Annotated in this window: 24 protein-coding genes; 7 read left to right on the forward strand and 17 right to left on the reverse strand. The window is 44.2% G+C overall.

Annotation, left to right across the window (positions count from 1 at the left end):
- Nucleotides 1-6 precede the first annotated feature (6 nt).
- The 15 genes from H569_RS0107530 to H569_RS19595 form a co-directional block, all read right to left on the reverse strand.
- Complete coding sequence (locus tag H569_RS0107530) at nucleotides 7-1,368, reverse strand: sigma-54-dependent transcriptional regulator (protein ID WP_027364501.1); 1,362 nt, start codon at nucleotides 1,366-1,368, stop codon at nucleotides 7-9.
- 1 nt (nucleotide 1,369) lies between these two features.
- The gene (gene atoS / locus H569_RS0107535; RefSeq protein ID WP_034629916.1) at nucleotides 1,370-3,190 is read right to left on the reverse strand and encodes a two-component system sensor histidine kinase AtoS; all 1,821 of its coding nucleotides are present in this window, start codon (nucleotides 3,188-3,190) and stop codon (nucleotides 1,370-1,372) included.
- A 235-nt stretch (nucleotides 3,191-3,425) separates the two neighbouring features.
- Complete coding sequence (locus H569_RS0107540) at nucleotides 3,426-4,529, reverse strand: sulfite exporter TauE/SafE family protein (RefSeq protein ID WP_027364503.1); 1,104 nt, start codon at nucleotides 4,527-4,529, stop codon at nucleotides 3,426-3,428.
- Between the two features lie 4 nt (nucleotides 4,530-4,533).
- Nucleotides 4,534-4,797, reverse strand: coding sequence for a hypothetical protein (locus H569_RS0107545; protein ID WP_027364504.1), 264 nt, complete (start codon nucleotides 4,795-4,797; stop codon nucleotides 4,534-4,536).
- A gap of 435 nt (nucleotides 4,798-5,232) precedes the next feature.
- Nucleotides 5,233-6,060, reverse strand: coding sequence for a YkgJ family cysteine cluster protein (locus tag H569_RS0107555; protein WP_027364505.1), 828 nt, complete (start codon nucleotides 6,058-6,060; stop codon nucleotides 5,233-5,235).
- Nucleotides 6,061-6,084: 24 nt separating this feature from the next.
- Nucleotides 6,085-6,354: a hypothetical protein gene (locus H569_RS0107560; RefSeq protein WP_027364506.1), complete on the reverse strand. Its 270-nt coding sequence runs from the start codon at nucleotides 6,352-6,354 to the stop codon at nucleotides 6,085-6,087.
- Between the two features lie 15 nt (nucleotides 6,355-6,369).
- On the reverse strand, nucleotides 6,370-6,531 hold the full coding sequence (locus tag H569_RS22470) for a hypothetical protein (RefSeq protein ID WP_157833484.1): 162 nt from the start codon (nucleotides 6,529-6,531) through the stop codon (nucleotides 6,370-6,372).
- 153 nt (nucleotides 6,532-6,684) lie between these two features.
- On the reverse strand, nucleotides 6,685-7,674 hold the full coding sequence (locus H569_RS0107575) for an HD domain-containing phosphohydrolase (RefSeq protein ID WP_034629870.1): 990 nt from the start codon (nucleotides 7,672-7,674) through the stop codon (nucleotides 6,685-6,687).
- Nucleotides 7,675-8,172: 498 nt separating this feature from the next.
- A complete protein-coding gene (locus H569_RS0107580) occupies nucleotides 8,173-8,412 on the reverse strand; it encodes a hypothetical protein (protein WP_027364508.1) in 240 nt (79 codons plus the stop codon).
- An 83-nt stretch (nucleotides 8,413-8,495) separates the two neighbouring features.
- Nucleotides 8,496-8,690, reverse strand: coding sequence for a hypothetical protein (locus tag H569_RS19590; RefSeq protein WP_034629872.1), 195 nt, complete (start codon nucleotides 8,688-8,690; stop codon nucleotides 8,496-8,498).
- A gap of 157 nt (nucleotides 8,691-8,847) precedes the next feature.
- Complete coding sequence (gene recD2, locus H569_RS0107590; protein WP_034629873.1) at nucleotides 8,848-11,022, reverse strand: SF1B family DNA helicase RecD2; 2,175 nt, start codon at nucleotides 11,020-11,022, stop codon at nucleotides 8,848-8,850.
- Nucleotides 11,023-11,044: 22 nt separating this feature from the next.
- Nucleotides 11,045-11,722, reverse strand: coding sequence for a hypothetical protein (locus H569_RS0107595; RefSeq protein WP_027364510.1), 678 nt, complete (start codon nucleotides 11,720-11,722; stop codon nucleotides 11,045-11,047).
- A gap of 199 nt (nucleotides 11,723-11,921) precedes the next feature.
- Nucleotides 11,922-12,917 (reverse strand): inorganic phosphate transporter, encoded by a 996-nt coding sequence (locus tag H569_RS0107600; RefSeq protein WP_027364511.1) that lies wholly within the window; start codon nucleotides 12,915-12,917, stop codon nucleotides 11,922-11,924.
- An 11-nt stretch (nucleotides 12,918-12,928) separates the two neighbouring features.
- The gene (locus tag H569_RS0107605; RefSeq protein ID WP_027364512.1) at nucleotides 12,929-13,543 is read right to left on the reverse strand and encodes a DUF47 domain-containing protein; all 615 of its coding nucleotides are present in this window, start codon (nucleotides 13,541-13,543) and stop codon (nucleotides 12,929-12,931) included.
- A 231-nt stretch (nucleotides 13,544-13,774) separates the two neighbouring features.
- Nucleotides 13,775-14,548: a polysaccharide deacetylase family protein gene (locus H569_RS19595; RefSeq protein ID WP_051273423.1), complete on the reverse strand. Its 774-nt coding sequence runs from the start codon at nucleotides 14,546-14,548 to the stop codon at nucleotides 13,775-13,777.
- 110 nt (nucleotides 14,549-14,658) lie between these two features.
- Between H569_RS19595 and H569_RS19600 the strand changes: the two genes are divergently transcribed.
- The 5 genes from H569_RS19600 (at nucleotide 14,659) to H569_RS0107635 (ending at nucleotide 19,243) form a co-directional block, all read left to right on the forward strand.
- The gene (locus tag H569_RS19600) at nucleotides 14,659-15,573 is read left to right on the forward strand and encodes a hypothetical protein (RefSeq protein ID WP_051273425.1); all 915 of its coding nucleotides are present in this window, start codon (nucleotides 14,659-14,661) and stop codon (nucleotides 15,571-15,573) included.
- Between the two features lie 67 nt (nucleotides 15,574-15,640).
- Nucleotides 15,641-16,498 (forward strand): damage-control phosphatase ARMT1 family protein, encoded by an 858-nt coding sequence (locus tag H569_RS0107620; protein WP_027364513.1) that lies wholly within the window; start codon nucleotides 15,641-15,643, stop codon nucleotides 16,496-16,498.
- A gap of 122 nt (nucleotides 16,499-16,620) precedes the next feature.
- On the forward strand, nucleotides 16,621-17,586 hold the full coding sequence (locus tag H569_RS0107625; protein ID WP_027364514.1) for an ABC transporter substrate-binding protein: 966 nt from the start codon (nucleotides 16,621-16,623) through the stop codon (nucleotides 17,584-17,586).
- Nucleotides 17,583-18,350, forward strand: coding sequence for an ABC transporter ATP-binding protein (locus H569_RS0107630; RefSeq protein ID WP_238492494.1), 768 nt, complete (start codon nucleotides 17,583-17,585; stop codon nucleotides 18,348-18,350). The genes H569_RS0107625 and H569_RS0107630 overlap by 4 nt, the downstream gene beginning before the upstream one ends.
- A 140-nt stretch (nucleotides 18,351-18,490) precedes the next feature.
- A complete protein-coding gene (locus H569_RS0107635) occupies nucleotides 18,491-19,243 on the forward strand; it encodes an ABC transporter permease (protein ID WP_027364516.1) in 753 nt (250 codons plus the stop codon).
- A gap of 8 nt (nucleotides 19,244-19,251) precedes the next feature.
- Here H569_RS0107635 and H569_RS0107640 read toward each other — a convergent pair whose 3' ends face one another.
- Entirely contained in the window at nucleotides 19,252-20,172 is a 921-nt protein-coding gene (locus tag H569_RS0107640) for a DMT family transporter (protein ID WP_027364517.1), read from the reverse strand.
- 194 nt (nucleotides 20,173-20,366) lie between these two features.
- Between H569_RS0107640 and H569_RS19605 the strand changes: the two genes are divergently transcribed.
- Entirely contained in the window at nucleotides 20,367-21,005 is a 639-nt protein-coding gene (locus H569_RS19605; protein WP_051273427.1) for a glycoside hydrolase family 25 protein, read from the forward strand.
- Nucleotides 21,006-21,150: 145 nt separating this feature from the next.
- Complete coding sequence (locus H569_RS0107650) at nucleotides 21,151-22,332, forward strand: THUMP domain-containing class I SAM-dependent RNA methyltransferase (RefSeq protein ID WP_027364518.1); 1,182 nt, start codon at nucleotides 21,151-21,153, stop codon at nucleotides 22,330-22,332.
- Here H569_RS0107650 and H569_RS0107655 read toward each other — a convergent pair.
- Nucleotides 22,321-23,187, reverse strand: a complete 867-nt coding sequence (locus tag H569_RS0107655) for a uroporphyrinogen decarboxylase family protein (protein ID WP_027364519.1) — start codon at nucleotides 23,185-23,187, stop codon at nucleotides 22,321-22,323. The genes H569_RS0107650 and H569_RS0107655 overlap by 12 nt on opposite strands.
- Between the last annotated feature and the right edge of the window lie 430 nt (nucleotides 23,188-23,617).

Genomic DNA, 23,617 nt, shown 5'->3' on the forward strand with positions numbered 1-23,617 from the left:
CCTCCATTATTCAATAATCCCCAGTTCCTTCATTTTGGCGTACAATGAACTTCTGTTGATTTTAAGCGCCTGCGCTGTAGCTGAGCGATTCCAGTTATTTTCCTCCAGCGCTTTTAATATTACTTCCCTTTCCACTTCGGCAACAATTTCTTTCAGTGAATCACCCTGTATTTCACCCAGCCATTCAACGCGGCGGCCATTTTTCCTAAAACTTAATGGCAAATCCGATACTGTTAACAGCGGCCCGCTGGACATTAAAACCGCCCTCTCGCAAACGTTCTTCAGTTCTCTGATGTTACCGGGCCAGTCGTAAGCTTCAAGAAGTTTCATGGCCTCGTCGGAAAAGCCCGTAATTGTCTTGCCGTGTTCCAGGCAGCAAGTTTTAATAATATGGTCAATCAGCGCGGGAATGTCCTCCTTGCGGTCCCTCAGCGGGGGAAGAACAATATCAACTACATTGATGCGGTAAAACAGATCCTCCCGAAAAGTTCCCTCATCAATGGACCTTTCCAAATCCTTATTGGTAGCGGCAACAATACGCACATCAACCCGGATGGTTTCCGTACCACCCACCCGTTCAAATTCCCTTTCCTGAAGGACGCGTAACAGTTTAGCCTGAGTTGAGAGGGACATTTCTCCAATTTCATCCAGGAAAATGGTACCCAGATGAGCCAGCTCAAACTTTCCCTGCTTGGATGCCACGGCCCCGGTGAAAGCGCCCTTTTCATGGCCAAATAATTCACTTTCCAACAGGTTTTCCGGTATTGAGGCGCAATTAATTTTCACAAAATTCTTATTCTTACGCACACTGTTAAAATGGATGGCCCTTGCTACCAGCTCCTTGCCGGTGCCGCTTTCCCCCCTGATCAATACCGTTGCGTTGCTGTTGGCAATTCTCCCAATGGTTTTATAAATATTCTGCATTGCCGGAGATTGCCCGATCATGATATCTTTATTCACCCGGTTGGCTTTATGATCCCGGTGCTCAGCCTTTTGCAGCATTTCACGTACTTCCACCGCTTTTTTCAGTGTTCCTAAAAGTTCATTAATTTTCAGCGGTTTCATTACGTAATCAAATGCGCCAAGCTTCATGGCCTCAATGGTAGTTTCAGTAGTCCCATAAGCTGTAATTAGTATAACCGGTACATCCTGGCCGCGCTGGTTGATAATTTCCAAGGCCTTGATGCCGTCCATTTCCGGCATGCGGATATCCAGCAGCACCGCATCCGGATTTAAGCGCTCAATTAAATCAAGCCCTTCTTTGCCGTTGGAAGCGCATTCCACCCGGTACCCACTGTCACTTAGGATATCACTCAATGCATCCCGTACGCTTTGTTCGTCATCCACCACGAGCACCAATTTGGCCAAATCAAACATCCTCCCTGGTCTTTAAATAAAAAGTGAATTTTGTGCCCTTGCCGACCTCGCTTTCCACTTCGATATGCCCGCCATGCACTTGAATTATTTCATGGGCTATGGCCAGACCCAGTCCGGTTCCCTTGGGCCGGGTGGAATAAAAGGGATCAAAAAGATGTCCCTGGTGTTCCCTTGCTATCCCGCACCCGGTATCGGCTATCGCAACACTAACCATTCCGTCAGCCTTATTATATCCCGTGGAAACAGTAATAGTGCCTCCTTCAGGCATAGCCTGGATGGCGTTAAACAGCATATTTACCAAAACCCGCTCGATCTGCTCAGGGTCAATCCATACTTGCGGCACAGTCCGGTCGAGATTCCTTATAAGGCTGTATTTACCGTGGTGAATTTCACTAAAGAAACTTAAAACACTTTCTATCAGGGAATTAATATCCTTTGGCACAAATTTAGCCTCGGCGGGCTTAGCGAAATAAAGCAACTGGTCAACAATAGCGTCAAGCCTTGCCACCTCACGGTTAATGGTGGCCAGCGCTTTCGTGCTGGGTGTGCTTTGGTTTTGCCAGTGCTGAATGTAGATACTTATCGATGTAAGGGGGTTCCTAATTTCGTGAGCCACTCCTGTAACCAGTTTACCCAGGGAGGCCAGCCGCTCCTGCCTTTGGGCCTTTTCCCTGAGGCGCATGCGTTCTGTTATATCGCGACATAACAATACCACGCCGATTTCCCGGCCCTTGGCGCCAAACAGCACAGCGGTACTGATCAAAAGCTCGACTACACTGCCGCCGCCGTTATTGGCCCAGGAGATATGAAGGTCTTTATAATTTATCTTATCAACAAGGGTTTTACTGATCAACTCAATAAAAGGGCTGCCCGCAGGCAAGAGTTCATAATAAATTTTATCCCTGTAATCATCCGGTAGAATCATCATCCTGCGGGCCATATTATTGGCAATCATAATCTTGCCTTCAACATCAACCACTAGAATCGCGTCGTCGATGGCTGCAAGCATCGTTTCTGTATATATGTTTAAATCAGCAATTTTGTGGGCAAAGCCATTGATGGCTTCCACGATTACACCCAGTTCGCCGGGGGCGGGCTGCAAAGTCTGGTTTAAATCATTTTCCAATAGTTTTACTCCATTTTTAATGCTATCAACCTGACTGACCAGCTGTCTAAAAATCAGCACCGCCCCGGTGGTACCCGTTAATACCACCATGGCAATAATAGAATATACGGTATACTCAATTTCCCGGCGCTTGGTATAATATGATGTTTCACCCAGGTATTCGGCTGACCTGATCACGCCTTCCACGTGGCCGTTTCTGGTCAAAGGCTTGTAAACCTCAACTATTCCGCCCTCTTCTTCGCCCACATTTTGAGTCAAAGCTGACTTTTGTTTTAATACAGATTCAAAGGCCTTTTTGCGGCGCAGTGAATAGTTTTCACCAAAACGCTGCGTGCCGTCATAAAAAACATCCAGGTCTGTATAGTAAAGGCCGATGTGCACATCGGGGTATTCCCTGTGTACCTCATTAATGACCTCGTTAATATAATTACCCAGAGCTACAACCTGCTTTTGCCGGTCAGCCCCTTTAAGATTTTGTCTGGCCAGGTAATCTCTCAGGCTGCCTTCCAGATTTTGATCGAACAAGTAAGCGGCCTGGTTTAAACGGGCCCTCTGGTGCTGAAGCAAAGACAGTTCGCTGTTGCGGATGATGCTCATCAGGTAAACTGTGAGCAGCACCGTGAGAAAAAGCAGCAGCGACACCACCAGTAAAATTCTATTGCCGAAAAAAATGTTTCTATTGCTCATTGACAATACTTATACTCCAAATATAAGTTTGGCTACTATCCAGGTATCCAGGTATTCGGGTAGCCAGAATTCAGCAGTCAGAATTCAGAATATAACAAGATGATAAACCATTCTTTTATACTGACTCCTGACTCCTGTTATATTATAATTTTTTTGTAATTCGTAAATCAAGTTACAAAAAAACAGACGCCGACGATTACTCACCGGCGTAACATAACCTGTTTTTAACAATCCTTTAACTGGATGCTTCTGCTTTGGTTGCTTCGGGCCCGGCGAGAGCTGCATTCCCTGCCCGGCGATACGCTTGAAACATCCAGAACATAATTATACCGACTCCAACAGCCCCGCTGCCGAACAAGAAGACATTGCTAACAGTCGTCACCAGCGCATGTGTCCCGGCCTGTAAGGTTATTCTGCCCATATCGCTGAGGTAAACGGGTATCATGGTCGCCCTGCTCAGTGCCACCATGGCGATAATGGCTACCATTACCATCCTCATCTGGGAGCCGCGCACGATCCTGGTGCCGATAGCGCCCAGGTTCACGCCTATCAGTGAACCGAGATAAAGAATCAGTGTTATCCTGATGTCAACCAGCCCGTGCAGTGAATAGAGGAATGCTCCCTGTGCGCCGGAAAATATGGCCAAAAACAATTCTGTGCCGGCAGCTACGTAGGTAGGAATTCCAAGCAAATAAATCATTGCCGGAACTCCGATAAAACCGCCCACGCCAATGGTCCCTGCCAGAAAGCCGGTGGCGAAACCAACCAGTAAAGCCAGCCAGAGAGAAGCTTTAACGCCCGCCACTTTAAAATGAACCATCGGCGGCAAATTCAGGTTTCGAATCCTTTCAGCAAGCGGCGTCTTTCCGGTATTTTGAGTCGTGCCATTTTTTTGCTTCATTATATCCCTGAACATAAACCATGAAACCCAGGTGAGAATAATCACAAAAACAACGCTAATGTACAGGTTTGACCCGGCTTCACCCATTTTTGCCAGCACGCCCCGGCTCATGGCTACTGCCACCTGAACCCCGGCGAAAAGCGCCACAAACATTACCAGACCCATGCGCATATCTACATTGCCGAATTCACTGTGTTTCTTGGACCCCATAATAGCCTTGCCGAATTTATGGGTAATGTTGGCGGCCACCGCCATGATGCCGGGAACACCCAGGCTCATCATGGCCGGGGTCATAATGAAAGCACCGCCGCTGCCCAGGAATCCGCTCAGCACACCCCCGACCAGGCCGATCCCGAAAAGGGAAATTGCTGTTTTGGGAGTCATCGCGATAAATTTAATCGCTTCTACCGTTGCCGGAATTTCTATTGCACCTGACATATTATCACTCCTCTCTTAATTCCTGGGATTTCAATTTTTCCTGTAATGTATGTTTAAGTATATTTGATGCTGCTGTTCCGTATAAGAACGAGGCCAAAAGGACTATTACTACTGCGGTAAGCGGCGCGTAGTAGGTTTGACTCTGTAAAATTTTATTTATAGCATCCATTTTAGTAAAAACAAATACATATAAAACCGCCGTTCCGATTAAACATAAGAATGCCTGCAACATGGCTGTTTTTTTATTCTCTACATGCTTTTTAGCCATAAAGCTTTCCCCCTTCCGAGTTATATCTGTAATATCCGGATCAAAGTTTTGTATTTAACACCCCCTTAACATTTTTGTAATTTAAGGTGCAAACCAGATGCCAAAGGGGCTGCAGGTGGAAAGCCTTATTTGTAGGCACTTTGTGAAAAAACAAATTTTCATAAACTGTTGTAAAATTGGTCAGCCGTGATTTGAATCCCAACATCGACCTTTTTTCGGAATGAATGTGCCGTTTGTAACAAGTTCTTTTGCATTTAAATTGTCTTAATATGCATCAACGCAATTTCATACCCATTAAGGTATTAAAGATAAAAAGAATATTTTTTTAAGTTGAGATTGCTTCGCTGCGCTCGCAATTACAAAAGTGCTGCACTCGCAGTGATAGTTCTTTACACAAAAAAGCCGGCTGCATTTTTAGCATCCGGCCTATCCAAATTAATCGCCCGTGGTTAGCACTTTTTTCATTCGGTCCATCAAGCTCCCGGTAAAGGCTGTTTCCGCTGTTTCTATGCCGGGGCCGTAACCGAAACCGGCAGCCATGTCCGTAAGAATTAGTTTAACAGCTTTCATCCTGCGCCGGTGAAATTCTTCGTGCCCTATTTCCTCGGCGCTTAACCCCAGTTTATTTCTTAGCATATCCGGCGCAAATAGAAACGGATTAATCATTTGCACTATTTTTGAGCTCATCCATTCCCTGCTGCTCAACTCCGTTACGGCATAGTCGATCAATTCAGTATACTGGTCCGACATGCGGTAGTAGGTATAAGCATCGGCATCATCAAACCACTCTTGAACCGTCCAATTTTGCCCGTCCTTATGGCCAAGGCAAAATTTCATCCGGTCCACCATGAAAACCCGCTCTTCTTTAATTTTTTGGCCGTTATCATTAACATAACGAACTGCCCGGCCGAGTGGATAGGTGCGGCAGTTCCTGGACCTGGCCGGATAAATGGAGCATTTTCCGTCCTCCAGCATAAAAGCGCAATGTCCTTCTGCGGCATGGGCCAGCCAAACAGCCGGCCATCCGGTATCTCTGTCGGTTTCCATCATGCAGTAATTGCTAAAAAACTCCCGGCAGGAAATGCCGAGATGTCTTGCCATAACTTCTATGTCCCAAGGATCCAATAAAATAGTTATTTTCTGGCAGCACCGGCCCATACATTCCGAACCGCAGGAAAAATTAAAACCATCTTCCGGTTTAAGCTCTTCCAGTGTCCCCTGCTCCAGCTTTTCCAATATACCCTGTTGAAAATCAAACGCCATTGATATATTCCTCCCTTGGGTTAATTAACCAACTATAATATTGCAGCGGGTTTGTGTTGTACAACCTCCCGGGGTAACCGGTAAATCCGCTATGGTCGTCCCTTGGACCCGTTCAAAAGAATCCACGGCGAAACACGCATCCCAGAACCGGTGATAGGTATAGGTTTTTTCCGATCCTACCAGAACTTTTTCCCAGGTCAGTCCAAAAAAATGTAAAAAATCAACCGAAAACAACTGTTCATCTTCACCCGGCACACCCGTCCAAACTGAAACCAGATTGCCTACGGCAACCACCCTGCGGGGTGTGTCTCAACCAGGCTCGTAAAAATAAATGGGAACGTTATTCCCCACCCGCTTTAACTTGTCCCCATCCATAGTGCCAAAAACAACTATGTTATTCTCCTCCGCTATCCGGCAGGCAGCTTCCAACTGGTCCCTGTTTAACGCGGCTATTATATATTCATGAATCATTTTTAATTACCCCCATTATGAATATTTCCTGCCTGACAGTAATTATCCTGCCGGTAAAAATAAACCAAAGGAAAGTTAATATACTTAATTAATTGCAGTTCAGGCAAAAAAAAGTCGCGATATTAACCGCGGCTCTTGATTAATCCCAATACTTTAAGTTAAAGGTCCTTTAATTATACCTTGTAGCACATCTACAACTTCACCGTCCCACCATCCCTTTTGCACTTCTTCCCATAAGACCCTAATTGCTTGATCAATACTCAATGCATTCCTGTAGGGGCGGTCCGAAGTAAGGGCGTCGAATACATCGGCAACAGAAAGAATTCTAACACCCAATGGTATTTCTTCGGCTTTCAATCCATCAGGGTAACCTGAACCATCAAGTCTTTCATGATGACTTCTAATAAATACCAGCAGGTGCCGGGCCGTAGAAAGTGAAGCCATAATCTTTTCACCAACTAGCGGGTGCTGCTGAACAATACAATACTCCTCCTGGGTAAGCAACCCCGTCTTGCGAATCAATTCCGATGGAAGCCCTACTTTGCCAATATCATGAACAATGGCCCCTTTTGTAATATTAGCAATGCTCCCCTTGTCAAGGCCCATTTTTAGTGCGATCCGGGCGGTAACTTCGGCCACACGTTCGGAATGGCCCCTGGTATAGGTATCCCGGGCGTCGATTATTCTGGCCAGAAAGATAAAAATGTTTTCCACCGTTTCCATCTCGTCGCGCATTTTTTTTGTGCGCAGCAATAAACGTACCCTGGCCAGCAGTTCCATGTGATCAAATGGTTTACATAAGTAATCTTCAGCTCCGGCGTCCAACCCGGCCACTTTATCTTTGATGTCATCAAGGGCTGTTAACAACAGGATGGGAATAGACCTGGTCCGATGGTCACTTTTCAAACGCCGGCAAAACTGCAAACCGTCCATTCCAGGCAGCATAACATCCAGCAAAATCACATCAGGAGGCTCGCGATAAATGGCTGCTTGGGCACTGGCAGCATCAACACACAATTCAACTTGATAGCCTTCGGCACTTAAAAAGGCTTCAGTTAATTTGGCGGCCTTTGGGTTATCTTCAACCACCATTATTTTACTGTAACCTGCTTTTACTTCATCAAAGAAAATACGATCTTCCATTATAAGTTATCACCCTGTCCTGAAAAACTTATGGTTAATAGGAGATGTGCCTCCTTTCTTGCAATCTTATGCTTCAAGAAACGGGTTTTAGATATTCTTATATTAAGCACAACACTTTAAAAAATTTTGACTAAGTTATTAAAAATTGTTTACATCCGATAAAACTTACGGCCTAAAAGTCGTTTTTTATGACATTGGCAATGCGCTCTCATTTGATGGCTATATCCCAATCAAGGATTTCACCCGTAAAAACATTGACAACTTTTCCGCCGCGGATAATTTTATCAGCAAATTATCTTCCGGTAGCCACTGCTACCAGTTCCCGTGTAATGTCCGCCAGCGGAATCCTTAATAAGACCATAAAAACACCCCTATTACATTTTTTGCGTATCAACAATTATGATAAATAAAACCCGGGCTATAACGGAAAGGGGACACACCCCTTCGGGGAATGTCCCCAACTTATGAATGTCCCCAATTAAGGGTTTATAATCAGGATCAGTTGGGCTTCAACCGGGCGTTAATGAGGTAAGTTTTACCGTCATGACTCCCCCGGGTTTGATATTGAAAACCGCTTTCGTCCAGGAAACTATAGATCCGGTCTGCCTGGTGGGCATCCGCAGATTCAATACTGATGCTAAGCTCATCATAAGGCCCCATTTGTACTAACGTTTTTTTCACCCGGTCAACTGCATCAGCATCAATCTCAGGCTGCAAAGTTAGATTGATTTTTCCCATCGACAGCATTACCTCCCTCTTTATCCCTAGTTTGCCCGGATGCGGAAAATATATATTAATTTTTATGGATTTTTTTCTTGATTTTAGTATTCATCATCCGGCATCAGCACATTGTTGCTCTTTCGATCCAGAGCGGCCAGAGTTGCATCCAGGCGCCTGCGCTTCCTTGTAGCCGGCCGTCCCGGCGACACTTCCCCGGGGCGACCATATTTTCGATATAACTCGTTAAGTTGGCTTGGTGAAAGGTGATAAGTCCGGCTTTCAAGTTTTCTATCCATAGTTCACACCCTGAAATAGTTTTTTATATTGTTTGAATTTTGTATTGATTTATTGCGGTGTAATTTATGGGGAATAAGGAAAGGGGACAGTAAGGGAAATTGCGCAATGCGCGGAGGGAACCACCGGAGCGCCGGTCAAAAGTAACGTGAGAATTTTTCAGGATAGCCGGTCTTTCAAACTGGTATACCGGTTCAGCGGCTTATTGTTTTTTACTGCCATGGCCAGGGCCCGCTTGCTCCCGACCAGGACAACAAGCGCCTTTCCCCTGGTTATGGCGGTATAAATTAGATTCCGCTGCAACATCATAAAATGCTGCGTGGTAACCGGAATAACAACAGCCCGGTACTCGCTGCCCTGGGACTTGTGAATTGATACAGCATAGGCGGTGGCCAGCTCGTCAAGTTCTGAAAATTCATAAGTTACCACTCTACCGTCAAAATCAACTTTTAAATCCTGATTCTCACGGTCAATTATAATAATCTTACCAACGTCCCCGTTAAAAACTTCCTTATCATAATTGTTTACCAACTGCATTACTTTATCGTTAATCTTATAAAGTCGTTGCCCTCTGGTGATGCCGCCCTCGCCGGGGTTAAGCAACTCCTGAAGTTTGGCGTTAAGGTTGGCCACACCCAGTTCGCCCCTGTGCATGGGTGCCAAAACCTGTATATCATCCACCGGGTGAAAGCCGAACCTTTTGGGAATACGTTCGCCGCACAGCATTAATATTTTAGCCAGCACATTGGCTGGTTCTTCGCTTTCGATAAAATAAAAATCTGTAAGCTCATCACTGCCGGGTAAGCTTATATCAGGAAATTTGCCCTGATTAACCAGGTGCGCGTTAACCACAATCCTGCTTCTCCCGGCCTGACGAAAAATTTCATTCAACTCAACAACTTTAAATCTGCCGGAATCAATAATATCCCTCAGCACGCTGCCAGGTCCCACCGACGGCAGTTGATTAATATCACCCACCAATATCAGGGTGGCATGAGCCGGGATGGCTTTAAGCAGGTGGTGCATTAAAATAATATCGATCATCGAAGCTTCATCAACAATAATAACACCGGCATCCAGCGGGGAATCCTGGTTTCTTTGAAATCCACCCTTTTGGGGAACAAATTCCAGCAGCCGGTGGATAGTCTTGGCTTCGTAGCCGGTAGCCTCCTGCATGCGCTTTGCCGCCCTGCCGGTGGGGGCAGCCAATAAAACTTTTAATTTTAAGGCCATAAACACGCGCATAATTGCCTTTATTATAGTTGTCTTACCGGTCCCGGGTCCGCCGGTAATGACCAATACCTTGTGTTTAACAGACAGGTTAATTGCTTCTATTTGCTTTGCCGCCAATTTTGTTTGTAATTTTTCTTCCACCCAGTTTATCGCTTTATTGGTGTCAATGGGCCGGATAGCTGACTGCTCCGCAATTAAATTTAAAAGCCTGGCAGCCACCCCTGTCTCCGCCACATAAAAAGGAGCAAGGTACACTGCTTTATTATTGGGGGTTAAGCCCTCCTTATAGTCGTTCATATCCTCCAGGACTACCCGCTTTTCTTCAAACAGCACTGCAATGGCCTGAACTACAACAGCCCGGTCAACTTTCAACATTTCGGATGCTTTGGCCACAAGGAGCTCATAGGGGTAGAAAACATGGCCCTCGTTGGTGGTTTCATTTAGGACATAGATAATTCCCTCTTTGACCCTTAATATGGAATTGGGTTCAATACCCATGTTTTGGGCTATTTGGTCTGCTGTAATAAAGCCGATTCCATGAATATCCGCCGCCAGGCGATAGGGGTTGTTTTTGACTATTTCTATGGAAGCGCTGCCGTATTCCTTAAAAATTTTGGCCGAATACCCCGCACTAACCCCGTGGCTCTGCAGAAACAGCATTATTTCCTTGACCTCTTTTTGATCCTGCCAGGCCCTGGTAATCATCTCTATGCGCTTGGAGCCGATGCCTTCCACCCTGGAAAGATCACGGGGGGAATTTTCAATCACGTCCAGGGTATTTAGCCCAAAAACTTTTACTATTCGTTTGGCCATTACCGGGCCGATACCTTTGATCAAGCCCGAGCCAAGGTATTTTTCAATACCATTGACGGTGGCGGGAACAACGGTTTCATACTTTTCAACCTGAAATTGTTCCCCATATTTAGCATTATTTATCCACTTGCCTGTCAGTCTCAAAGATTCTCCCGGATTGATGCCGGCCATGTTGCCCACTATGGTGGTAAGCCCTGCTTTTCCTTTTTCCTGCAGCCGGGCAACGGTAAAGTTGGTTTCCTCGTTATAATAGGTGATTCTCTCCAAATACCCGAAAATTGTTTGCATCAAAGATGCTCCTTAAAGGAAACTATTCTTTAGCTGGTTCCGGCAGGTATGAGTCTACCTGGGCTTCAATTGTTGACATCTCTTCTTCGGTTAATTCCCGGCCAAGAAAATTTTGCAGCGCTTTGATTGATGCTCCTATGGCAACCCTGCGAATATCAATTTCCGTTTTCTTTTCTTCCGCGGGTCTTTGTTGGCTGTCGTATTTAAATGACGGGAGACCAGGGCTTAATTTATTCGCTAAAGCATCCCAATAGACCTCTTGACCTAAACCAGTTTCTTCCCCATCAACCATGGGGCTTGGAGTCCCGAAATCATGTGCCGGCCTTTCACCCGGTGATGGCGATTCTTTTTTATTAATTTCCGCTCCAAACTGGTCCGGCCCATTTTCAAATTTAGCCGGTATTTCATTAACCGACTTCTTTTTGGACAGCCGCTGCTCTCTGGCTGTTTCCTTTTTCTTAACATATTTTAAAAAGGAAACTTCTATTTCTCCCTCAACCTGTAACAGTTCAAGCCTATGCTGCTCCAAGAATACCTTGCTTAATGGCTTGTTGCCTTCCAGCATATCAATCAGCTCTATTTGATTAGCTATCAACGCCTGTAACGATGGGGAGACCTTTATGGGCACCCTGGCCAGGTCCCGGTCCACTTCATGGCCGGATGGGGTTAATAAAATTTCCTGCTTACTTTTCTTAGCCAAGTTACAAACACTTCCCAATATTTAATACCAATTAGTATCTACTCAAGAGTCAGGAGCCAGAATAAAAGAAAGGTTTATCGTCTCGTAATATTCTGAATTATGACTACTGAATTCTGAATACTTGAATAGTAATACCAACTATTTCGACAGGAAATTATTTGATCCCTGTTGCCAAAAAACAAAAAAAGGGCTTAATACCCTAAAAAATAGAAACTATATAGTAGCATATGGCGGCAAGCAAAGCAGTTACGGGTAAAGTTATAACCCAGGCAGTAACCATTCTCTGCGCGGTCAGCCATTTTACCGAGAAGATGCTTTTGGCTGACCCTACCCCCATAATGGCTGACGAAATAACGTGGGTAGTGCTTACCGGCTGACCCAGCATGGTAGCACCAATTATGACCGAAGCCGAAGTAAAATCGGAAGCAAAGCCACTGATGGGCTGAAGCTTAATAATTTTAGAACCTACGGTCTTAATGATCTTCCAACCGCCTGCTGATGTCCCGGCCGCCATAGCCAACGCGCAGATTATTTTTACCCAAATAGGAATGTCCATTGTTTGGTGTAATCCCCCGGCAATAAGCGCAAAGGTTATTATGCCCATAGATTTCTGCGCATCATTGGTCCCGTGGCTAAACGCCTGAAAAGCCGCAGTCACAATCTGCATATACCTAAACCCCCGGTTTACCGACCGGGGATTTGCGTTTTTAAAAAAGAACCTTAAAATATTCATTATTAAGTAGCCAATTGCAAAAGCAACAAATGGTGAAAAAACCAAAGCTTGCAAAATAGTTAAAAACCCCTTAAAATTCACTCCCGACGTGCCGGCAGATGCAATTACCGAACCGGTTAGGGCACCGATAAGGGCATGGGATGAACTGCTGGGGATGCCCCAATACCAGGTAATCAGGTTCCAGGCAATGGCCGCTAATAACGCAGCCAATACAATCATCAGCCCGTTTTCAAGTTCAAAGGGGTTAGCAATCTTGCCGCCAATGGTTTTGGCCACCCCGGTAAAGGCCAGCGCTCCCAACAGGTTCATAGATGAAGCCAATAAAATAGCCATCCGGGGAGTTAGCGCCTTGGTTGAAACTGAAGTAGCAATTGCATTGGCAGTATCATGAAAACCATTGATAAAATCAAAAGAAATGGCCATTAATACTACAATAGCCACTAAAATAATATTAGTATCCATAACAATTCTCCCTATGAATTACGCATTATTAAAGCTTCCAGAATATTGGCCACGTCTTCGCACGCATCTGTAATGCCTTCCAGCATTTCATAGATCTCTTTTTTCTTGATAATCAAGATAGGGTCATCGTGTTCTTCAAACAAAGTCATAACACATTCTCTTACCAGCTGGTCGGCTTCGTTTTCCAGCTCGTTTATTCTATAAATGTGCCTTTCCATCTGCTGCATTTTTTTCTGCGCCAACAGATTTATGGACGTAACTATTTCTTCAGCGCAATTAACAATCATCTGGGCAAACAATTTAATATAATCGTCGGCTTTTGTTACCTTGTATATTTCCAGCCGGTCGGCAACGGCTTCAATCCCGTCGACAACATCATCTAATTTTAGAGCTATACCCAAAATGTCTTCCCTTTCCAGCGGGGTTATAAACGTTTTATTCAAGGCGTGAATAATTGTATGAGTCAGCTCGTCCCCTTTGTCCTCAAGAATTTTTATTCTTTCGGCATAGGCTTCAACGTCTCCAAGGTTACTTACTTCTTCCTGAAAAAGTTTACAGGCTTCCAAAAGATTATCAGCGCTTTGAGAAAGCGTTTCAATAAAAATATCCTTTTTTTTGAAAAACATGCATAATCCCCCTAAATATATTAAGGATATGTAAAGAATATTAAATTTAGCTTGTCCAATTAGAACTATATCACTAATTTTGTTATATGAATATTAAATCCAGATTAATTTTTTTTCACAGTTTTTCCGTTCACTCAGCAGAAAACCCCAAAACCCCCGGTTGGCCGGGGGTTTAATCATAGCTGTCGTGCATAATTAATTCATGCACGGATTAAACATGGTTTTTACCTTCTACCTGATAAATTCCAAACGCATAATAAAATCCGGTAGTAAGTTCATCCCGGATACACGGATTCTTTTTAAGGTATACGGGTCGTCGCCTGGTTTAATGCGCCCTTGTCTGGTAGTAAAAGCATAATTGAAGCCTGCCGCTTTTACGTATCCTTTGATTTGATTATTATACCTGCCGCTGGGATAGCAAAATATTTCCACATTTTTGCCGGTAATCCCGGCCAATCCCGCTTTTGAATCGAAAATCTCTTTTCTGGCCCTTGCCGGAGAAACATCTGTAAGTACAACATGATTACTGGTATGAGCCTGAAAGGATATTTTATGAAACATCATTTCAGCAATTTGTTCCCGGGTGAGCATTTTAACTTCCGCCTTACCCCTTTTAATGTCCCACAGGTTTTTTTCACCCACTAAACTGCATGGCATAAAAACAGTGGCGGGGAAATGGTATTTTTTTAGTACCGGTAGCGCATTAATGTAATTATCCTGGTAGCCGTCGTCAAAAGTAATAGCCACTGTTTTTCGGGGCAGCGGCTCGCCGCTGTTTAACTTTTTTAATATTGTTTCCAGAGACATTACCTGATAGCCCCTTTGATGCAGGTACCACATCTGCCTGTCGAATTCTTTTACCGGCACCGCCAGAGCCCTTCTGTGCGACCAGTCGCTCACCATGTGATACATTAATACAGGTACACCATTACTTCTATAGGATAAAAAAAATAAAAAAGCCATAACCCCTACAATTAGTGCCAAAACCAAAAAAACCCTGCGCAAACCAACCCCTCCAATGATGCTTCCAACTGTATCCCAAACATGTCATCATTATCGTGCATGTTAAATAAATATATTTATGTATGTAGTAAGAACGGTAAAGGATCAGGGTAATGAATATACGTAAAAAGTATTTGTTTATTATTGTTATATTATTGGTTTTAATTGCAGCAGCTTATACAATGGCTGCAACCGGTACCAAGAAAGAAAGCACCCGGCCCATAGTCAAAAAACAGCTGACCGGTGAATTTTTAAGCTGGGAAGAGGTTGATGTTTTGTTTCCCAAATTCGCCAAAGCCACAGTTATTGACCAAAAAACGGGCTTAAGCTTCCGCGTGCAGCGCCGGGCGGGACAATACCATGCCGACGTCCAGCCGCTCACCGCAAATGACACTTACATCATGAAAACCATCTATAGCGGCAAGTGGAGCTGGAACCGCAAACCCATTGTTGTCCAGCTGGATAGCGGGCGCAGAATAGCTGCCTCCATGCACGGCATGCCCCACGGCGCAGGCGCGATTAAAGGAAATAATTTTAACGGTCATTTCTGTATCCACTTCAGGGATAGTAAAACACATGCTTCCGGCTCCGTAAATTATGCCCACCAAATTATGGTCTGGATAGCGGCAAATAATTTGGATAAGCAAATTCAAATTCTAACGCCGGAGCAGGCTATTGAAGTATTCCTTGCCGCCGTTGACCAGAGTAAGCCGGAAATAGCCAAAAAAATAATCGACCCGGAGTCTTATTCCGCCAGTGAATTATTAACGGGGCTTAACGGTTTAAAGATGATAAAGATAATAAAAATTACCAGTACAGAAGAAAAAAATACTTACAAGGTTGACACAGGTGTAGTTTATCAGGATTCGGAAAAAGTATATCAAAAAAACCTGTTGCTTCAGTTAAAATATAAAAAGGATCAAGGTTGGAAAATCAATCCGGAAACAGCTCTGCCCATTTTAGACAAAGAAACCTGGGATAGTGTGCTGCCCTGGGGCAAGGAAATGTTATTAGAAAATGAGGATTAACTAAAATTTCTAATTTCAAACTGCTGTTGTGTTAAACTAAAGCTTAAGCTTGATGAGGAGGGGAATAATGAAAGCTTCCGTAGATTGCGTTCACTGTTATCTTAAACAGGCTGTAAACTGCATGAGCATCGCCGGAGTAGACGAGGACAGGCAGTACCCGGTTTTGTTCAATATTATGGACAACATTAAAACCATGGACCGCCAAAGAACGCCGGCCGAAAACTCCACGGAAATGCTGATCAACCTTTATCAAATGATCAATAGCAACGACCCGTATCAAGAAATCAAAAAAAGACTGAATACCCTTGGTCTGGATCTGTACCCCGGTTTAAAAGAATACATTAATAAGTCTGGTAATAAGCTTTATAATGCTTTAAAAATTGCCGCTTCGGGCAATATTATCGATCTTGGCATCAATAGGGACTTTGACATCAACGCCAGCCTGGAACACAGTTTAAGCATAGGATTTTCCAAAGACGATTACGATAGGTTTATTGAAAAGCTTGGCAGGGTGGATCAGGTGGTTATTGTTGGAGACAACGCCGGTGAAATCGTATTTGATAAATTGCTGGTGGAAGAATTAAACCAAATGGGAAAGAAGGTAGCCTACATAGTTAAAGGCGGCCCGATATTAAATGATGCCACCATGGAAGACGCCGTTGAAGTAGGGATGGACAAAATAGCAGAGGTTATGACCACAGGATCAAATTATTTAGGGGTGCCGCTGAACAAAGTTGCTCCTGAAGTGGTAACCTTGCTGGCAAATTCCGACCTGGTTGTTTCCAAAGGTCAGGCCAATTTTGAGTCACTGGAGCATGAAGAGCTGGCCAGAGACAGGGTATTTTTTTTGCTAAAAATTAAATGTCCCTGGGTGGGTAAAACTGCCGGGGCTAATTTAGGCGATGTTGTATTCTTTGCCAGGTAGACCACCATGCCGCCAACACGGCACCAGCAGAGGATTAACGTGACAAGTACAAGGATTTAATGAATTAAAATAGAATAATTTGAAAGAAAAATAAAGATTGAAACATATGGAGGGGTTAATAATTGTCTTTAAGTCGAAAAAGTGTATGCTTGTGTTTACTGGTGACGGCGCTGGGGATTTTTTTGACCCTAACAGGCTGCAGCTCACCAGCTGCCCCCATTAAGGTTGGGATGATGCCCATTACTGATAATTCACCGTTCTGGGTTGCCGAACAACAGGGTTACTTTAAAGATGAAGGCATCCAGGTGGAGCTGGTGCCTTTCCCCAGCGCCATTGAAAGGGACAGCGCTTTCGCAGCCGGGCAAATTGACGCCGGTATCGGAGACCTGCTGGCAGTGGCAGCCATGAACAATTCCGGCACCAAAGTAAAAGCTGTTTCAGTCGGGCAGGGCGCAGTGCCGGGCGAGAACAGATTTGCCATTCTCTCTGCGCCAAATTCCGGCATTACCAAGCCCGAGCAGCTGGCTAACGTGCCCATAGCCCTTTCCCTCAATACCGTCAATGAATATATAACAGACAACCTGCTTACAGCCGAGGGTTTGAAACCTGATGAGATTAAAACAACCAACATGGTAAAGCTGCCTATAAGGTTTGAGGCTTTGATCAATGGAAGCGTTAAAGCAGCAACTCTGCCCGACCCTTTTGCCACCCTGGCTGAGATTAAAGGAGCCCGTTTAATTTTGGACAATTCCAAGAACACCGTTGCCCAAACCGTGGTTATTGTCCGCCAAGAAACTTTGGATAAAAACCCCGAAGGTATCAAAAAATTAATGCGGGCTTATGACAGAGCAGTTAAGGACCTGTCCGCAGATCCTAAAAAATACGAACAATTGATAGCGGAAAAAGCAAAGATTCCCGGTGAAGTAATGTCCAGCAAGGAACACCCTTTAAAACTGCACTTTTCCGAACCCCAGGCCCCTGACCGGGCAGGAGTGGAAAAAACAATCAGCTGGATGAAAGACCACGGGCTTTTGCAAAAAGATTTTCAATACAGTGATCTGGTGGACGAGCGTATCATTAAAAAATGAACAGTTTGAACAGCGATAATAACCTGGTTATTGTCCGGGGGCTATCGGTAAGCTATTTTCAGCAAAAAAAGGAAGTGCCGGCCCTAAGCGAAGTAAGTTTTGCCATTCCCCGCGGTTCGACCTGCGCGCTGATCGGACCTTCGGGCTGCGGCAAGTCGACACTATTGTATGTGCTATCGGGCTTAATGCGCCCAAGTGGCGGCAGCGTAATGGTAGGCGGGGAACCGCCAACGGCTCCCCGCCGGTCAACGGCACTGATATTGCAGGATTACGGGCTGCTGCCGTGGAAAAAGGTGGCGGAAAACGTCGGCCTGGGCCTTGAAATCAGGGGTATCAAGCGTGAGCAAAGACTGGACAGGGTCAAAAGGGTACTGCAGGAAGTGGGTTTGTGGGAATTGCGCAACCGCTACCCCTCCCAGTTAAGCGGCGGCCAGCGACAGCGGGTGGGCATAGCCCGGGCCCTGGCCCAGGAACCCGATCTGCTCTTGATGGACGAACCTTTTTCTTCCCTCGACGCACTTACCCGTGAAATGCTGCAGGAACAGCTGCTGCAAATCTGGAAAGACAAAAGGATCACCATTATCATGGTGACCCACAGCATAGATGAAGCAGTTTATTTAGGACAACAAATCATCGTCTTGGCGGGTAATCCGGGCCGGGTACTGGAAATCGTGAACAACCCGGGAGTAGGCAATGAAGGTTATCGTGATACTCCTGAATTTCATCAATTGTCCACAATGCTGCGCAGCAAATTGTCCCATTAAATTTCAATCGTAACTATTCAGCACCTATAACTACTCAGGAGTCAGAATGAGAGAGCCGGACTCGGAGTATTCTCTTCTGAATTCTGAATTCTTACTCCAGAATACTAATTTTAAATCAAATCCTATTAGCAGGTGTGAAATTGGACCAAAATAGCTACCATAAATATTTTAGCACAATTCTATCTATAGCAGCCTTGCTTGCCGGGTGGGAGTTGCTGGCCCTTGCCGTCAACAACCCCGCCCTGCCGGGCCCCGTACAGTCTTTGGACACTTTTATTAATGAAGTACCACGGGGACTCTGGCAGCATTTTTTAATCAGCACCTATCGCGTATTTACCAGTATCGTTCTGTCCCTGGTGCTGGCCTTACCAATCGGCATGCTTCTGGGCAGGGAACAGCATCTGGACCGCTTTGCGGCACCGGTTATTTACCTGGTTTATCCCATCCCTAAAATTGTTTTTCTTCCCGTGCTTGCCACTCTGTTAAGCTACGGAGATATATCCAAAATAACCCTGATTACACTGGTGGTATTTTTTCAAATACTTGTTCCGATCAGGGATGCTTCCCGCAACATCAACGCAGCATTGATCAATTCGGTAAAATCGCTGGGAGCGGTTCGTTTCGACGTATACAAACATGTTGTCTGGCCTGCTGTGCTGCCAGAAATGCTTACATCTCTACGCATTGCCTCGGGTACAGCCATAGCTATTCTATTCTTTTCCGAAACCATATCCAGCCAGGAAGGGCTGGGGTATTATCTACTGGATGCCTGGTCCAGGTTCGCCTATGATGAGATGTTTGCCGGCATTATTGCCATGGGGCTGCTTGGCCTGGTAATTTATTTTATCCTGGATTATCTTGAACATCTTATTTGCCCGTGGAAGTTCGTTTAGAAGTTCATTTAAATGTGTTGCGAATTATCAACCGGCTGAACCGTCGTATCTTTATGCCGGTCTTGCCTCACAGCAGTCACCACCGACACTGCACCACCGAGAACCGCTATCCCGCCAACCAGCTGCAACCAGGACATTCTCTCGCCGAACAACATGGCGGAAAAACCAATCGTGGTAAGAGGTTCAACCATACTTAAAATTGATGCCCTGGTGGATCCAATCAACTCTATGCCCCGGAAAAAAGTAAAAATGGCGATGATGGTCGAAAACAGTGCAAGGCCGGCAACTGCCAACCAGGCCGGCAACGGTAAATGGAAGGTCAGACTGTCTGTTGCCAGCCCAATAACTAAAAATGAAAACGATGCAAATAAAGTCACAAAAGCGCTGGTCACCATAACCGGTAACTGTTTGACCACCCGGTTACCCATGGTGATGTAACAGGAATATACCAGCCCGGCTGCGGCAGCCAACAAAACTCCAAATGCGTCTATCTTTTTAAAAGTTGTGCCCAGTACCATTACCAGGCCTGCCGAAGAAACCAAAATGGCAAATATAACTTGCTTCGTCAGTATTTCCTTATCAATTATTGCAGAAAGGACAGCAACAAAAACGGGGTACGTGTAGAATAACAAAACAGCCAGAGAGGCGGGGATGTATTTTACCGCGGAAAAATAACATACGGATTGCAGCATGTATAGTATGCCTCCCATAAGCAACAAGGATCCCCACTTAATTTTTTTAAGTTCAAAATTTCTGTATTTGATGAATGTGTAAGTCAGAAAAAATACAGCGGCAATGATAAAGCGCAAAAAAAGAAGCGTATTGACAGTCGCCCCTCCCTGGTAAGCGTATAAAGCAAAAATGGGAATCATTCCGAATCCCATTGCTGATAAAAATACCAAACCAACACCCGTGTAAAACTGATTCATAGTTATAACCACCCGTCGCAGGTACTAAGTAAGAGTATTTTATCTCAAATATATAATTATTTAAAGTATAGTTTTATAAACCCCATATGACAACCGCATACGGGATTTTACATATGATAAAGGCATAGAAAACAATTAGGAGATTAAGCGAGATATTTTAAGAAAACCAAAGATTATAGAGGGAGGTTGATCCAATGCAGTTGGGAAACCCCAATAACCTTAAAGGAATAGATGTGTCACACTGGCAGGGTGATATAAAATGGAACCTGGTTAAAAATGACGGCTTCTCCTTTGCTTATATTAAGTCAACTGAAGGTGTGGATTATATAGACCCCAAGTTTTCAACGAATATAAAAGAAGCAAAAAAAGCAGGCCTTTTTGTAGGGGCTTATCATTTTTGCACCCCAAGCAGTTTAAAAGACGCTAAAGATGAAGCCATGCATTTTACCAACGTAATACGGAAGCATGGAGGTTTTGACCAACTTGATTTGCCACCTGTAATTGACATTGAAAAAAATCAAGGTTTAAATAAAAAACAAATTTCAGAGATAGTAGAAACCTGGGTATATACTGTAAAAGAAGAAACCCAAAAGCAACCAATTATTTACTCCTACACCTACTTTATCAGAGATTTTCTTGACAAAAAATTAAATATTATACCACTTTGGCTGGCACATTATGATCAAAAGCAACTACCATTTTCCCTGCCGTGGCAGTCATGGGTGTTTCTTCAATTCACAGATAAAGGCAAGGTGAATGGAATTAATGGGAACGTGGATTTAAACCAGTTTAACGGGGGTATTAAAGAATTGGAGTTAATCTGCCGTAAATAAACACATAAACAAGAATAGGTTTAATATTTTAGTACACGGCATTCATCACCAACTTTATCCACATACACCCGGATGCAGAAGTGGATGTCTTCTGCCTGAAGATGATAATAAACAAAATAAAGGAGTTAAAGCAGGTGAAAAGTACATGTCCGGTGTTGAATTAATCGCCACGGCAACTTTTGGACTGGAGGCAATAGTAGCGCAGGAGGTTAAAGATTTAGGTTACCAAAATGTTTCAGTTGAAAACGGTAAAGTTACTTTTACCGCCGATTTAAGCGCCATTTGCAGGGCCAATCTCTGGCTGCGCACCGCCGATAGAGTGCGCCTTAAAGTTGGTGAATTCAAAGCAACCACTTTTGACGAGCTGTTTGAAAAAACCAAGGCCCTCCCCTGGCCGGAGCTTATCCCGGCTGACGCCAATTTCCCCGTTGAGGGAAAATCTGTTAAGTCCACGCTGTTCAGTGTATCGGATTGCCAGGCCATTGTTAAAAAGGCCGTAGTGGAAAGCATGAAAACCAAATATAAAACGCAGTGGTTTGAAGAGCGGGGCCCGGTTTATAAAATAGAAATCGCGTTATTGAAAGATATTGCAACATTAACCATAGATACCACGGGTCCGGGCCTGCACAAAAGAGGGTACCGCCGCCTGGCCGGCCAAGCCCCGATCAAGGAAACGCTGGCTGCCGCGCTGGTATTGCTGTCGCGCTGGCACCCGGACACTGCTCTGCTGGATCCTTTCTGCGGGTCAGGAACAATCCCCATTGAGGCTGCGCTAATTGGTCAAAATATTGCACCGGGAATGAACCGGGAATTTGTTTCGGAAAAATGGCCAAGCATACCAAAGGAGCTGTGGCGACAGGCGCGTAAAGAAACCCATGACCTGGCAAATTATGACCAACCCTTGGAAATCAGGGGCACCGATGTAGATAACGAAGCTGTTAAAATCGCCCGTAATAACGCTATGGAAGCAGGAGTTGACGAATTTATCCATTTTCAAAGGATGTCCTTTACGGAAATCAGCTCCAAAAAGAAATACGGTAAAATAATCTGCAACCCGCCGTACGGTGAAAGATTGAGTGAATTAAGGGAAATTGAAAAAATGTATAAGGAAATGGGTAGAGTCTTTAGTAAATTTGATACATGGTCTTTTTATATTTTAAGTTCCCATCCAAAATTCGAAAGCTTATTCGGCAAACCGGCATCTAAAAAAAGAAAACTTTATAACGGTGATATTAAAGTTGACTATTATCAATACTTTGGGCCAAGGCCCCCCAAAAAAAGGGACGGCGGCTTGATTAAGGAAAACGGCTACGCTTTAACCACTTAGCATGTCATACAACAGTTTTAAATTATTTAAGCTTGGAACATTACTAAGACCGCATAATGAAGACAGAATCAAACTGCAACCGTCAGACAGGTTTTCCACATAATTCAGTATTTCCTTTTGATTTTTATAAATGATATCGTCTGTACCCATTAACCACTCGGCTTTAATGCCCGACAATAAAGTTATGTTTTCTGGAAGAGCCCGGCTCAAAGTGATTAAATCCATAGCCTCCGGTTCCAAGGAAAATACAGAGTATCCCTGGTCAATCATAAAATCAAGTATTGATTCAACGTTTCCGTCAGAATGAAAACCCATAGCTGTTTCTTTTACTAAATTCCTCAGCCTTTGGTACAGCGGCAATATGTTACTTTTAAACTTGTGAGGCGAAAAATATAATCCCCTGGTATAAGCTATATCGTCACATAGAATCAGCAGATCGGCACCGGCTTTTTCAGCTGCGGCCAATTCGGCAGCAGCCACCGCTGTGTGTTTTTCAAGTTGAATATTTAAGGTTTTTTCATTATAAAATAATTTCATTGTTTCTAAAAAGCCATGCTCTTTAACTATTCGCTCAAAGGGACCGTCTACAGTGACTCCACATAGCAGTTCTAAATCGTGGGCTTTTTTGATGTTAAATTCCATTTCCTTTGACTCAACCGGAAGTTGTTGAACCGGACCGGTGTAGCTTAAAAAACATATGTCAGCATCAATCTCGCTGCTGAGAACAACTATGGACTTCTGCGTTCGTTCAAGTCCCAGTTCTTCTAATATGGTACCTGAAATCCAGAGTTCACCTCGGGGAACTCTGGATTTCTTTTTTTCTTTGAACAAGCGGTTATGCAGTAAATCTTTCATCTTAGACCCTTTCCTTAAAGATTTATGCGATTCTTAATAAACTTGAATTCCCTATCCGCATTATAACCAATCAGACACCACAAAAGTGAACTGCCAGAATATTTTTTAATAAAAATATTCTGTACAAGGTGAACAGCTGAGGAGCGATTTTTACTTTATGGTTTTTAATTAATAAACGTATCGTCCACCAAATCAATATAGTCAATGAGTCCCTTATCAAAGCCAAGTGTGTTACAATAACTCATGGGAAAGAGATCTAGTTGAATTTTCTACCATAATTATGCATCTCGCTTGGTTTTGGGTAATTTTGTCGAGATTATTACCTAGTTCGCCGAGTGAAGGTGCATTTCCTATTTATGTTAGCTAAGTTTTAAACTTTTCGAACAGACTCTAATAATAACAGCTCCTGGTATTTCCTTTTTGCAATGAT

Source organism: Desulfotruncus alcoholivorax DSM 16058 (genome assembly GCF_000430885.1).
Lineage (GTDB): Bacteria > Bacillota > Desulfotomaculia > Desulfotomaculales > Desulfallaceae > Desulfotruncus > Desulfotruncus alcoholivorax.

Bases quoted from the DNA above. Each gene is read 5' to 3' on its own strand.
- atoS (WP_034629916.1), bottom strand. From the start codon at position 3,190: ATGAGCAATAGAAACATTTTTTTCGGCAATAGAATTTTACTGGTGGTG.
- H569_RS0107540 (WP_027364503.1), bottom strand. From the start codon at position 4,529: ATGTCAGGTGCAATAGAAATTCCGGCAACGGTAGAAGCGATTAAATTT.
- H569_RS0107545 (WP_027364504.1), bottom strand. From the start codon at position 4,797: ATGGCTAAAAAGCATGTAGAGAATAAAAAAACAGCCATGTTGCAGGCA.
- H569_RS0107555 (WP_027364505.1), bottom strand. From the start codon at position 6,060: ATGGCGTTTGATTTTCAACAGGGTATATTGGAAAAGCTGGAGCAGGGG.
- H569_RS22470 (WP_157833484.1), bottom strand. From the start codon at position 6,531: ATGATTCATGAATATATAATAGCCGCGTTAAACAGGGACCAGTTGGAA.
- H569_RS0107575 (WP_034629870.1), bottom strand. From the start codon at position 7,674: ATGGAAGATCGTATTTTCTTTGATGAAGTAAAAGCAGGTTACAGTAAA.
- H569_RS0107580 (WP_027364508.1), bottom strand. From the start codon at position 8,412: ATGGGAAAAATCAATCTAACTTTGCAGCCTGAGATTGATGCTGATGCA.
- H569_RS19590 (WP_034629872.1), bottom strand. From the start codon at position 8,690: ATGGATAGAAAACTTGAAAGCCGGACTTATCACCTTTCACCAAGCCAA.
- recD2 (WP_034629873.1), bottom strand. From the start codon at position 11,022: ATGCAAACAATTTTCGGGTATTTGGAGAGAATCACCTATTATAACGAG.
- H569_RS0107600 (WP_027364511.1), bottom strand. From the start codon at position 12,917: ATGGATACTAATATTATTTTAGTGGCTATTGTAGTATTAATGGCCATT.
- H569_RS0107605 (WP_027364512.1), bottom strand. From the start codon at position 13,543: ATGTTTTTCAAAAAAAAGGATATTTTTATTGAAACGCTTTCTCAAAGC.
- H569_RS19600 (WP_051273425.1), top strand. From the start codon at position 14,659: ATGAATATACGTAAAAAGTATTTGTTTATTATTGTTATATTATTGGTT.
- H569_RS0107620 (WP_027364513.1), top strand. From the start codon at position 15,641: ATGAAAGCTTCCGTAGATTGCGTTCACTGTTATCTTAAACAGGCTGTA.
- H569_RS0107630 (WP_238492494.1), top strand. From the start codon at position 17,583: ATGAACAGTTTGAACAGCGATAATAACCTGGTTATTGTCCGGGGGCTA.
- H569_RS0107640 (WP_027364517.1), bottom strand. From the start codon at position 20,172: ATGAATCAGTTTTACACGGGTGTTGGTTTGGTATTTTTATCAGCAATG.
- H569_RS19605 (WP_051273427.1), top strand. From the start codon at position 20,367: ATGCAGTTGGGAAACCCCAATAACCTTAAAGGAATAGATGTGTCACAC.
- H569_RS0107650 (WP_027364518.1), top strand. From the start codon at position 21,151: ATGTCCGGTGTTGAATTAATCGCCACGGCAACTTTTGGACTGGAGGCA.
- H569_RS0107655 (WP_027364519.1), bottom strand. From the start codon at position 23,187: ATGAAAGATTTACTGCATAACCGCTTGTTCAAAGAAAAAAAGAAATCC.